We start from the raw sequence: 10,849 nt of genomic DNA, 5'->3' as shown, positions 1-10,849 counted from the left end.
GGCGACATCGACGGCATAACCTTCCTCCTCGAGCCCGCGCTTGATGAAGCTGGCCACTTTCTTCTCGTCTTCCACCACCAGAATTCGCATGATCATCGCTCCTTTGTCCTTTGCGAAAATTTGACAGTCTCTATTTCAGCTTGAGTTTGACCAGAACCTCGTTGGCGCTTTCCTCCACCGCCTTGCCCGTTACGTCGACGATGGCCCAGCGCTGGCGGCGGAAAAAGCGGCGCGCCGTGGCGATTTCCTGCTCGATGCTTTCGTAGTCGGCGTAGGCGCTGCGCGCGTCCTGCCCGAGGTTGCGCAAGCGCGAGGCGCGCAATTCCAGCAGGCGCTGCGGATCGATAAGCAGCGCGGCGATGCGCTTCTGGTCGATCTCGAACAGCTCCTTGGGCGGATCGATGCCCGGCACCAGCGGCACGTTGGCTACCTTCCAGCCCTTGTGCGCCAGATAGATGGACAGGGGCGTCTTGCTGGTGCGCGAGACCCCGACCAGCACGATGTCGGCCTTGTGCAGGTTGCGCAGTTCCTGGCCGTCGTCGTGCTTGACGGTGAATTCCACTGCGTCGATCCGATGGAAGTAGCCCTCGTTGACGCCGTGCAGCAGGCCCGGCATTTCCTTGGGCGACACCCCGAAAAATTCGGAGAGACGCATGAGCAGCGGCGTGATCAGATCGATGCTCGGCAGCCCCAGGGCATCGCACTCGTCGTGAATCATCTGCGCCAACTCGCGGTTGACGATGGTGTAGACCACCAGCGCCTGTTGCTGCAAAGCGGCGTCGAGAGCTTCGTACACCTGATTCTTGTTGCGCACGTTGCTGATCCGCTGCACCCGGGTGGGGTGGTCGCGAAACTGGGTCAGGGCGGCCATGACGGTTTTCTCCGCGGTTTCGCCGGTGGCGTCGGAGAGCAGAAAAATATGTTGGATGTCCGCCATGCCCTACCGTATTCTTTGGGACGGGCCGCGCCGCCCTCAAGTCGATGGCTCATTAACTGATCTGAATTAGACTTGAACATTAAGACTTTGTCAAGGTTTTTATTGTCTTTTTTCCTGGTCTCTGTTACAGAGGAAACATGAATTCACCCTGGCTGGAACTGCATATCCACGTGCCCGCCGCCGCCGTCGACCTGGTCTGTCATGAGCTCGCCGGGCTGGGTTCGAGCGGCGTGCGCGTGCTCGAACGTCAACTCGATACCTTCGTCGCTCCCGATCCCGACGCCGACAACCCTGAAACCTATCCCCTTCGCGCCTATTTCGCCGCCGAGGAACGTGCCGAGGAACTGGCCGCCCGCGTGGAGCAGGCCCTGGCCTGGCTGCGTGACGCCTTTCCCGGCGCGTGGAGCCAGGCGCGCGTTCGTGAGGTGGCGGGCGATGACTGGGCCGATGGCTGGAAGCAGCATTTTCCCGTGTTTCGGGTCGGTCGCCTGGTCGTGCGGCCGAGTTGGGAGGGCTTGACCCCGGCGCCGGGCGAAGTGCTGCTGACCCTTGACCCCGGCATGGCCTTCGGCACCGGCACCCACGGCACCACCCGCCTGTGCCTGGAAGTGCTGGTGCAAGCCATGGACGCGGTGCCCGCGCCGCGGGTGCTTGACGTCGGCACCGGCTCGGGCATTCTCGCCATCGCCGCGGCCGCCCTGGGCGCGTCGCGGGTGCTGGCCTGCGACATCGACCCCGAGGCCTGCCGGGTGGCCGAGGAAAACGCCCTGGCCAACGGCGTCGCCGCGCGCATCGAGGTGACCGACCAGCCGCTGGAGGCCCTGGGTGGACCTTTCGATATCGTGCTCGCCAACATTCTCGCCGAGGAAAATGTACGCCTGGCCGCCGCGTTGACCAGCCGCCTGGCCCCTGGCGGATTTCTGATTCTTTCGGGGATCCTGCGGGAAAAGGAGGCCTTGGTGCGCGAGGGTTTCGCCGGCTTTGCCCTCGGCGGACCCGAGGTGCGCGGGCAGGACGAGTGGATTTGCCTGACCTATCGACGCGGGGCCTGAATGCACCGCTTTTTCGTGGCGCCCGAAGCCCTTGCCGGCGATGAGGTGGAGCTCGCCGGTGAGCCGCACCATCAGCTGACCCGGGTGCTGCGCCTGGCGGCGGGCGAGGAGATCCTGCTGCTCGACGGGGCGGGGCTTGGGTGCCGCTGCCGCATCGAAGCGCTAACCAAAAATGTCGTCCGGGTCCGCGTTATCGCTCGAACGCGGGCGCCCGAAACGGCCTTTGCGGTGCGCCTCATCCAGGGTCTGCCCAAATCCGACAAGATGGACCTGATCTTGCAGAAGGGAACGGAGTTGGGCGTCACGGCCTTTACCCCCCTGGAAGCCGGCCGCAGCGTGCCGCGTCTCGACGAGGCCCGGCGGCTGGCGCGCGGTCGGCGCTGGGAGAAGGTCGTCCTGGAAGCCGCCCGCCAGTGTCGCCGGCCCATTCTGCCGCGACTCGATGCGCCCTGTTCCCTGCCCGAGGCCCTGGTCGGGGACGAGGAGCTGCGTCTGTTGCTCTGGGAAGAGGAAAGCCGGCCCCTGGCCGAGGTGCTGCCCGCCGCGCCGCCTCGCGGCGCCGCGATCCTGGTCGGCCCCGAAGGCGGCCTGGAGGCGCGGGAGGTTGCGGCGGCGCGCGCCGCCGGTTTCGTGCCCGTGGCCTTCGGCCCGCGCATTTTGCGCACCGAGACGGCGGGTTTCGCCGTCGTCGCCATTCTGCAATATCTTTACGGAGATCTCGGCCCGGCGGGCAAAGCGAATTTGCCGGCCCCCCTGTCGAAGGAGTCGCCATGAAGTGTCCCAAATGCGGGTTCAACAGTTTTGACTATCTGGAAAGCTGCAAGAAGTGCGGCAACGATCTCAAGGAATTCAAGGGGCGCTTCAGCTTGCGCAGCCTGTTGTTTCCACATCGTGACAAGGCCGCGCCCCCGGGGGCCGCGGCCCCGGTCATGGCCAAGGCGGGGGAATCCGATTTCGACTACGGCTTCATGGAGCAGGACGAAACGGCCGCCAAACCGGCGGGTGCTGTCGTGGCGGGTGCCGCCGTGGCCGGAGCCGCCGCTGTTGCCGCGGCGGTCGAGGACAGCTTCGACATCGACTGGCAGCAGGACAATGAGGCTGCGCCTCCCCTGGAGCCATCCCCGGCGTCCGCCGGCGGGGAGTCCTTCGCTCTGGATACGCAGGGCGAGCTGGCTGAGCTGCTGTTCGACGAGTCGGCGGATGGCGGGGGCGCTGGGGACATCGCCGCGCCGCCCGCCGAGGAGGCCTGGGACGAGGATGCCCTGGCCGATTTGAGCGTCGGCGAGGAGCTGCCGGCCTTCGATAGCCTTGAGGAAGAGTTGCCCGACCTCGCCGAGGTGAGCGCCGCCGAGAGCGTCGAGGTGGAGTTGCCCACCTTTGACGAGCTGGATTTCGCGGGCATCGATCTGGACGGCCCCTCGCCGCCCGCCGCGGTCGATGAGGCCGAGGCTCCCGCCTGGGGTGATATCGACTTTGAAGGGCAGGAAAAGCCCATCTCCAAGGGCAAGTCCGAGGCGGCCAAGGAGACGCCCGCCGACCCTTTTGACCAACCGGAGCCTGCTGCCGCCGGGCAGGCTCCGGAGCCCTTCGCGGCAACGGCGGAAAAACCAGTCGAGATTCCCCCGCCGGGGGAGGCAAGCGCGGGCGCGCCCTTTCTGCTGCCGTCCCTGGTGGCCCGCCTGGGGGCTTTCTGGCTCGACCTCTTTCTGGTCGTCGGCGCCTTTTTGCTCTTCCTGATCATCGGGACCCGCCTGCTGGCGCCGCCCGGCGTCTCGGCGCTGCTGCCGAGCCTACATGAACTGATCACTCTGTCCCTGCCATACTACCTGCTGTTCTTTCTGGTCTGCTTCGCCTATTTCACCGCCTTTCACCTGTTTCTTGGCCAGACGCCGGGCAAGATGCTCTTCGGGCTGCGTCTGGAGGGCAGTGCCGGCCGCGAGCTGGCGCCGGCGGAAGCCTTTTTGCACAGCGTCGGCGGCCTGGCCTGTCTGCTCAGCCTGGGGGCCGGGTTTTTTCTGGCGCTGCGTGATGCCGAGGGGCGGGGCTGGAACGACCGCATGGCGGGCACCCGGCTGGTGGCCGTGCCCGAGGACGAGCAGCCCTGATCCGCCTCAGCCCATGCGCAGCTTGAGAAAGCTGGCCAGGTCGGGACAGCGCAAATAGGGATTGAGTCGACATTCGTCGCCGATGGTCGATACCGGTTGTGGACCGTAGTCGTGACCGGGAAAGACGCGCGTGGCGGAGGGCAGGGCGGCCAGGCGCCGCAGGCTTTGATAGAGGGCCGCCGGATCGCTGCCGGCGAGGTCGGCGCGACCGACGAAGGTGACAAACAGGGTGTCGCCGGTGATCAGGTTGTCGCCGGCATGCAGGCAAATGGAGCCGGGCGTGTGGCCGGGGGTGTGGAGGACCGCGACGCTTTGTTCGCCGACCTCCAGGCGGCTGCCCTCGGCGAGGGCGATCTCGGCGGTCGGCACGTCCAGGGGATGAGCGGCCAGGCGGGCGCCGGTTTCGCGCAACACCAGGCCGTTGCCGGCGGTATGGTCGCCATGGCCATGGGTGTTGACCAGCAACTCCAGGCGCAACTGGCGCGCGGCGACTTCGGCGAGCAGCTTTTCCGGCTCCAGGGAGGGATCCACGGCCAAGGCCCGCCGGGTGACCGGACAGACGACCAGGTAGGAAAAATTATCCATGCGCCCGGCGCGAATCTGGACGATCTCCAGGGCCATGGGCCTCACCAGTGCATGCGGGGCGGCTCGCCCTTGCCGATCTTGCGGATTTCCCCGTCGATGACTTTGAAGATGTCGCCCGTCGAGCGCACGATCCACTCGTCGCCTTCTTCCGGCGGCAGGGGGAATTCCCGCGAGCCGAGATACTGGTCGTCGCCGTCGATGAACCCCCACCAGTCGAGAGCCCCCGTCTGCCAAATCTTGGTTTTCAGGTTGAATGCCATAATTGTTCACTCTTTCGGTATTTTTTTCACGAATATAAAACAGCCGCCGCGGCAGGTCAACGACAAGCGCACGAATCGCCACTTGCTGGCGACGGCCGGGGTTGGTTATAATCATCGCTTGGCCCGCGAGTGCGGCCCTATCTCCACCCGGTGGAAAGGACGAGGAAATTTATGGCTTTGAAATTCGCTAAAATGCATGGCGCCGGCAACGATTATGTCTATGTGAACGGCTTTGATACGCCCGTCGCCGACCCGGCGGCCCTGGCCATCGAACTGAGCAACCGCAACTTCGCCATCGGCGCCGACGGGCTGATCCTGATTCTGCCTTCCGAGAAGGCCGACGTGCGCATGCGCATGTTCAACGCCGACGGCAGCGAGTCGGAAATGTGCGGCAACGGCATCCGCTGCGTGGCCAAGTACGCCTACGACCACGGGCTGGTGAAAAAAACCGAGGTCACCGCCGAGACCGGCGCGGGGATTCTCACCCTGCAACTCTTTCCCAATGCCGCCGGCAAGGTGAGCAAGGTGCGGGTCAACATGGGCCTGCCGCGACTCAAGCGCGGCGAGATCCCCATGACGGGCCCCGCCGAGGAGCAGGTGGTGGGCGCCGAGCTGCGGGTCCTCGACCGCACCTTTCATATCACCTGCGTGTCCATGGGCAATCCGCACTGCGTGATTTTCGTCGACAACGTCGCCGAGTTTCCCGTGGCCAAGTACGGTCCGGTCATCGAAAATCATGAAATGTTTCCGCGGCGCACCAACGTTGAATTCGTCGAGGTGGTGTCGCGCGGCGAAGTCCGGCAGCGCACCTGGGAGCGCGGCTCGGGCGAAACCCTGGCGTGCGGAACCGGCGCCTCGGCGGTCACCGTGGCCGGAGTGCTCACCGGCCATACCGACCGGCGCATCGTCAATCACCTGCTCGGCGGCGACCTGGAAATGGAATGGCACGAGGACGGCCAGGTGTTCATGACCGGGCCCGCCGTCCAGGTCTTCGAGGGCATCTACGACCCCACGTAGGGGCGCACCGCGTGCGCCCTTGGCCGAGGACACTACATGGACGTCATCATCTTCGACCTCGACAATACCCTCTACGCCCCCGAGCGTGAGCTGTTCTCTCTCATCGACGTGCGCATCAACCGCTACATGCGCGAGGTGGTGGGGATCGCCGCCTCGGAGGTCGACGGGCTGCGCCGTGCCTACTGGGCAAAATACGGGGTGACCCTGGGCGGGCTCATGCGTCATTACGGGGTCGATCCCGAGGATTATCTCGAATATGTGCATGACGTCGACGTGCACAGCCGCTTGGTGCCCGATCCCGAGCTGCGCGCTGCGCTGCAGGCCCTGGAGGGAACCAAGGTGGTGTTCACCAACGGCTCGCGCGGCCACGCCGAGCGGGTGCTGGGGGCCCTGGGTCTGGCGGATCAGTTCAGCGCCATATTCGATATCCGCGTCGCCGACTACCGACCCAAGCCCTATGTCGACCCCTACCAGGCCGTGCTGCGGCGCCTCGGCGTGGAGGGCGCGCGCTGCGTCATGGTGGAGGATAGCCCGACCAACCTCGAAACAGCCAAGACCTTGGGCATGAGGACCGTGCTGGTCGGCGATGCCCTGCGGGCACCCTATGTGGATGCCTGCGTGGCGCGCGCCGAACAGGCCGCCCAATTGATCGGCGGCTGGCAATGAGGGCGGTGGTGCAGCGGGTCGCCGAGGCCCGTGTCGAGGTGGATGGGCAAGTGGTGGGTGCCATCGGCCGTGGTTTGCTGGTGCTGCTCGGCGTGGGCGAAGGTGACGGGGCCGAGGATCTGGCCTATCTGGCGGACAAGATCGCCGGGTTGCGGATCTTCGAGGATGAACAGGGCAAGATGAATCTGTCCGTGACCGAGGTCGGCGGCGCGGTGCTGGTGGTGTCGCAGTTCACCCTGTACGGCGATTGCCGCAAGGGACGAAGGCCGAGCTTTACCCCGGCAGCCGCGCCGGAGACGGCCAATCGGCTCTACGAGGAATTCGTCGCCCGCCTGCGGATCGCGGGTCTGGAGGTCGCCACCGGCGTGTTTCAGGCGCACATGGGGGTGCATCTGCTCAATGACGGTCCCGTAACCTTACTGCTCGACAGCCGCCGGGAGTTCTGATGGACGATTTTCGCGAAGCGCCACCCAGTCGCAGCGCCGCCAAACGCCGGGCGCAGCAGATCGAGGAGTTCGCCTGGCAAGCGCTGGAGCTCTCGGAGAGCGAGGTGCGGCGCCTAGGTTGGGACGAATCCCTGCTGGCCGAATTGCGCCTGGCGCGGCAAGCGCGCAACCACGGCGCGCGGCGGCGCCAGACCAAGCACTTGGCGGGATTGCTGCGGCGCGCCGAGGAGGCCGCGGCCGCCCTGGAAAATCTGCTGGTCGCGCGTCAGGGGCGCCGCCAAGGCCAGGTTGAGGATTTTCATCAACTCGAGCAGTTGCGTGATCGGCTGTGCAGCGCCGAGACCCTGGACGAGGCGCTGCACGAGGCCGCGCGGCTGTTTCCCGCCTGCGACGCCGAGCGCTTGACGGTTCTTGCGCTAAACTTTCAGGAAACCGGCGATCGGCGGCCCTATCGGGAAATTTTTCGTTTGTTGCGGGCCGCCGCCGAACGCGGCCGACCCTAGAAGGTAAAGGGAGAAAAGGAGCAAATGAAATCAGGGACGGGTGTTTTGCGGGTGGGGTGCGGGATTCTGCCGGCAGCGCTTTTCTGGGTGGCGGGGTTGTCGCCCCTCGTCGCGGAGGCGCAAGTCTATCGCTGCCGCGATCAGAGCGGCCTGCTGCTCATGACCGATGATCCCAGCAAGTTTCCCCCCGGCTGCCGGCCGGTGGAGGAAGACTCCGACACCGCCGGGGCTTTGAGCGTGGCCCCGGCGATGGACGAATCGGAGATGCCCGCCGCCGAAGCCGAGGAGCTCGCGCGCCGCGAACAGGCGGCGCGCGCCGAGCGGCAGGCGTTGATCGCGGAGTGGAAGATCCAGGCGCAGGAGTTGGCCGACGCCTACCAGGCGGCCGTGACCCGGCGCAACCAGGCTTACAACCGCTGGAACTACAGTAGTCGCGAGGTGGTGCGCCAGAGCTTGGAGGCGATGGATCGCGCGCGCGCCGGCAAGGAGCAGTTGCTGGAGGACATGGCGCAGGTTTTCGTGCCCGCCCATGAGCGCGCCGAGGTCGACGAGATCCTCCAGTCCATCCCCTCCAACTGAGACCGGGCCCGGGCAAAAAAATAGACCCCTCGCGGGGTCTATTTGGGTAAATGCTTGTTGATGGCGCGCTCTAGAGAGCTTTCTTGATCAAGCCCTCAAGCTGGTTCTTGGGCACCGCCCCGACCACCTGATCGACCACCTGGCCGTCCTTGAACAGAATCAGGGTGGGGATGCCGCGCACGCCGTACTGACCGGGGGTGGCGGGGTTTTCGTCGACGTTGAGCTTGGCGATTTTCACCTTGCCCTCGTACTCGGCGGCCAAGCCGTCGACCACCGGGCTGATGGCCTTGCACGGGGCGCACCAGGATGCCCAGAAATCGACCAGCACGGGCGTGGTGGATTTCAGAACCTCGCCCTCGAAAGAATCATCCGTCAACTGCACGACCTTGTCACTTGCCATATGGGTCACTCCTTGAAGAAATAGCGGATTGCAGGTGCATGCCGCATTGGCCATCATTTTCGTAAAAGCATAGAGCAGGCGCGAAAAAAATCAAGGGTTTAAATTTCCTAACCCGGCGGCGACCCTTGACAGCCCGGCATGCCCCTCCTATCATCCCCGCGAGACATCGTCGTCGCCAAGAGGTATTCATGATCAAGGAGCGCATCGCCCAGTCGTTGCAGGAGCACCAGAGCGTGCTCGAGGACACCCTGACCAGGCACGCCGAGGATGTGGCGCGGCTTGCCGCCTGTCTCGTGGAGGTGTTTCACCAGGGAGGGCGCCTGATCCTGCTGGGCAGCGGCCAGTTCGCGGCCGTGGCCGACCTGGTGGCAAGCCTGTTCAACTTCCGCCTGTCCCTCGAACGGCCCCAGTTGCCGGTGCTGTCCCTGAGCCACGACGCCCTGCTGGCCCTGGCGCTGGCGCGCGCCGAGCGCACGGAGCAATACTTTGCCCGCCAGTTGCGGGTTCTGGGTGGCGGCGGCGATGTGGTGCTCGCCCTGTGCGGCGCGCCTCCCGACCCGGCCGTGGCCGAGGCCCTGGCCCTGGCACGGCAGAACGGCAGCCGCGTCGCGCTGCTCTTTCATGGCCGGGAGGAAGATTTCGTGGGCGAGCGTCCCGATTTTCTGGTGAGAGTCGAAAGCGATTCGCCGGGCTGCGCCCTGGAGACCTTTCTTTTTTGTGGCCGGACGGTTTGTTATCTGGTGGAGGCCGATCTTTTCGGCCTCTGAGGCGCGGGTGGTGCAAGGCATGGCGGAATATCCCCTGAGCGTGCGGCTCACGGGCCGACGCTGCGTGGTGGTCGGTGCCGGAGCCGTGGGCCGGCGCAAGGTGGCGGGTCTGCTGGCGGCCGGAGCGCGGGTGCGGGTGGTCGACCCGCGGGCAGAGGCCCTGGCGGAGTTGGCCGACGTCGAGGCCGAGCAGCGCCCCTGGCGCGCCGAGGATGTGGAGGGCGCGTTCCTGGTGTTCGCCGCCACCGACGACCGGGAGCTCAATGCCCGCATCGTCGCGGCGGCGCGCGCCGCCGGCGCCCTGGCCCAGGCGGTGGATGATCCGCGGGGCGGAGATTTTCACCTGCCGGCCGTGCTGCGCCGCGGGGATCTGACCCTGGCGGTGTCCACCGGCGGACTTAGTCCCGCCCTGGCGGCGGCGGTGCGTGACCGCCTGGCGCGTGAGTATGGTCCCGAGTGGGCGCGGGTGCTGGAGATTGCCGCGGCCCTGCGTCAAAAGCGGTTGACAGTCGCGGAAGAAAAGTCCTACAATTACAATATTTTGCGGAAATTACTGGCGGGCGGTCTGGCCGAGTTGGCGGAGCGGGGAGAGCCTGCCGCCGTCGAGGAACTGCTGGCGCGGGTCACGGGGGAAAGCATCTGTCTTGAACACCTGGGAATCGTCTTGCCGAAAGGGCTGAAATGAGCGCCAACATCCTCCTTTTCAAATGCGCCTTGCTCATCTATCTGGCGGCCACCGTCCTTTATCTCGGCGATATTCTTTTTCGCCGGGTGCAACTGGGCAAGGCGGCGCGCTGGGTGCTGATCGGCGGCTTTGTCGTGCACAGCGCGGTGCTGGTGGGGCGCTTCATCGCGGCGGGGCATACGCCGGTGACCAATCTGCATGAATCCCTGTCCTTTTCCGCCTGGACGCTGGTCGGCATCTACCTGCTCTTCGACGCCCGCTACAAGCTGGCGGTGATCGGCGCCTTCATCACGCCCCTGGCGCTGATTCTCATGTTCTTCGGCGGCGCCACCTTCACGGGGGTCGGTGAAATCGATCCGATCCTGCGCAGTTGGTGGTTTCCGGTGCATGTGCTGCTGGCCTTTCTCGGCAACGCCATGTTCACCCTGGCCTTTGCCGTGAGCGTGATGTATCTGCTGCAGGAGCGCATGCTCAAGAATAAGAAGCTCTCCGGGCTCTTCTATCGCCTGCCGGCCCTGAGCACCCTGGATGAAATCAACTACCGGTGCCTCACCTTCGGCTTTCCCCTGATGACCATGGGCATCATCACCGGGGCGGTCTGGGCCAATTCGGCCTGGGGCGGCTACTGGCGCTGGGATCCGAAGGAAACCTGGGCGCTGATCACCTGGTTTCTCTACGCCGCCCTGTTGCACGGACGCCTCACGGCGGGCTGGCGCGGCCGGCGCGCGGCTATTTTTTCCATTATCGGCTTTCTCTGTCTGCTCTTCAGCTACCTGGGAGTCAACTTCCTGCTCCCCACCGAGCATGATTTCAAATAACCGCCGGGCCGATCAATTTCCTCGGACTT

The 10,849-nt window shown here is 65.4% G+C and carries 15 protein-coding genes and 1 pseudogene; 11 read left to right on the top strand and 5 right to left on the bottom strand.

Going from position 1 to position 10,849, the window contains the following annotated elements:
* Window positions 1–90 (bottom strand): annotated as a pseudogene (locus tag QAT43_RS14820) (response regulator transcription factor); the annotation flags it as partial.
* Between the two features lie 40 nt (window positions 91–130).
* Window positions 131–937: a pyruvate, water dikinase regulatory protein gene (locus QAT43_RS04440; RefSeq protein ID WP_305041837.1), complete on the bottom strand. Its 807-nt coding sequence runs from the start codon at window positions 935–937 to the stop codon at window positions 131–133.
* A gap of 137 nt (window positions 938–1,074) precedes the next feature.
* Between QAT43_RS04440 and prmA the strand changes: the two genes are divergently transcribed.
* The 3 genes from prmA to QAT43_RS04425 are packed head-to-tail and all read left to right on the top strand — an operon-like array spanning window position 1,075 to window position 4,094.
* A complete protein-coding gene (gene prmA, locus QAT43_RS04435; RefSeq protein WP_305041836.1) occupies window positions 1,075–1,989 on the top strand; it encodes a 50S ribosomal protein L11 methyltransferase in 915 nt (304 codons plus the stop codon).
* Window positions 1,990–2,763, top strand: a complete 774-nt coding sequence (locus QAT43_RS04430; protein WP_305041835.1) for a 16S rRNA (uracil(1498)-N(3))-methyltransferase — start codon at window positions 1,990–1,992, stop codon at window positions 2,761–2,763.
* Entirely contained in the window at window positions 2,760–4,094 is a 1,335-nt protein-coding gene (locus tag QAT43_RS04425; protein WP_305041834.1) for an RDD family protein, read from the top strand. Before QAT43_RS04430 ends, QAT43_RS04425 begins: the two co-directional genes overlap by 4 nt.
* Before the next feature lie 6 nt (window positions 4,095–4,100).
* On the opposite strand, the gene QAT43_RS04420 is transcribed toward QAT43_RS04425, so the two are convergent.
* Together QAT43_RS04420 and QAT43_RS04415 are read right to left on the bottom strand one after the other, a co-directional pair.
* Complete coding sequence (locus QAT43_RS04420) at window positions 4,101–4,715, bottom strand: hydroxyacylglutathione hydrolase family protein (RefSeq protein WP_305041833.1); 615 nt, start codon at window positions 4,713–4,715, stop codon at window positions 4,101–4,103.
* A gap of 5 nt (window positions 4,716–4,720) precedes the next feature.
* Complete coding sequence (locus QAT43_RS04415; protein ID WP_305041832.1) at window positions 4,721–4,939, bottom strand: hypothetical protein; 219 nt, start codon at window positions 4,937–4,939, stop codon at window positions 4,721–4,723.
* 177 nt (window positions 4,940–5,116) lie between these two features.
* On the opposite strand from QAT43_RS04415, the gene dapF reads away from it, so the two are divergent.
* From dapF to QAT43_RS04390, 5 genes are read left to right on the top strand one after another with little or no spacing between them, the layout of a single operon-like run.
* Complete coding sequence (gene dapF, locus QAT43_RS04410; protein WP_442900204.1) at window positions 5,117–5,956, top strand: diaminopimelate epimerase; 840 nt, start codon at window positions 5,117–5,119, stop codon at window positions 5,954–5,956.
* A 36-nt stretch (window positions 5,957–5,992) separates the two neighbouring features.
* Window positions 5,993–6,622: a pyrimidine 5'-nucleotidase gene (locus tag QAT43_RS04405; RefSeq protein ID WP_305041830.1), complete on the top strand. Its 630-nt coding sequence runs from the start codon at window positions 5,993–5,995 to the stop codon at window positions 6,620–6,622.
* Window positions 6,619–7,068 (top strand): D-aminoacyl-tRNA deacylase, encoded by a 450-nt coding sequence (gene dtd / locus QAT43_RS04400; RefSeq protein ID WP_305041829.1) that lies wholly within the window; start codon window positions 6,619–6,621, stop codon window positions 7,066–7,068. The genes QAT43_RS04405 and dtd overlap by 4 nt, the downstream gene beginning before the upstream one ends.
* Window positions 7,068–7,571 carry a ribosome biogenesis factor YjgA gene (gene yjgA / locus QAT43_RS04395; RefSeq protein WP_305041828.1) on the top strand — a complete coding sequence of 168 codons (504 nt, stop codon included), beginning with the start codon at window positions 7,068–7,070 and terminating at the stop codon, window positions 7,569–7,571. Before dtd ends, yjgA begins: the two co-directional genes overlap by 1 nt.
* A 24-nt stretch (window positions 7,572–7,595) precedes the next feature.
* The gene (locus QAT43_RS04390) at window positions 7,596–8,150 is read left to right on the top strand and encodes a DUF4124 domain-containing protein (protein ID WP_305041827.1); all 555 of its coding nucleotides are present in this window, start codon (window positions 7,596–7,598) and stop codon (window positions 8,148–8,150) included.
* A gap of 70 nt (window positions 8,151–8,220) precedes the next feature.
* On the opposite strand, the gene trxA is transcribed toward QAT43_RS04390, so the two are convergent.
* Window positions 8,221–8,550 carry a thioredoxin TrxA gene (gene trxA, locus QAT43_RS04385; protein WP_305041826.1) on the bottom strand — a complete coding sequence of 110 codons (330 nt, stop codon included), beginning with the start codon at window positions 8,548–8,550 and terminating at the stop codon, window positions 8,221–8,223.
* Between the two features lie 188 nt (window positions 8,551–8,738).
* Between trxA and QAT43_RS04380 the strand changes: the two genes are divergently transcribed.
* From QAT43_RS04380 to ccsB, 3 genes are read left to right on the top strand one after another with little or no spacing between them, the layout of a single operon-like run.
* A complete protein-coding gene (locus tag QAT43_RS04380; protein ID WP_305041825.1) occupies window positions 8,739–9,317 on the top strand; it encodes an SIS domain-containing protein in 579 nt (192 codons plus the stop codon).
* Between the two features lie 19 nt (window positions 9,318–9,336).
* Window positions 9,337–10,002: a precorrin-2 dehydrogenase/sirohydrochlorin ferrochelatase family protein gene (locus tag QAT43_RS04375; protein WP_305041824.1), complete on the top strand. Its 666-nt coding sequence runs from the start codon at window positions 9,337–9,339 to the stop codon at window positions 10,000–10,002.
* A complete protein-coding gene (gene ccsB / locus QAT43_RS04370) occupies window positions 9,999–10,820 on the top strand; it encodes a c-type cytochrome biogenesis protein CcsB (RefSeq protein ID WP_305041823.1) in 822 nt (273 codons plus the stop codon). Before QAT43_RS04375 ends, ccsB begins: the two co-directional genes overlap by 4 nt.
* The last annotated feature ends 29 nt before the right edge of the window (window positions 10,821–10,849 follow it).

Source organism: Geoalkalibacter sp. (assembly GCF_030604225.1).
Taxonomy (GTDB): Bacteria; Desulfobacterota; Desulfuromonadia; order Desulfuromonadales; family Geoalkalibacteraceae; genus Geoalkalibacter.
This window is presented reverse-complemented; position numbering and strand designations above follow the sequence as displayed.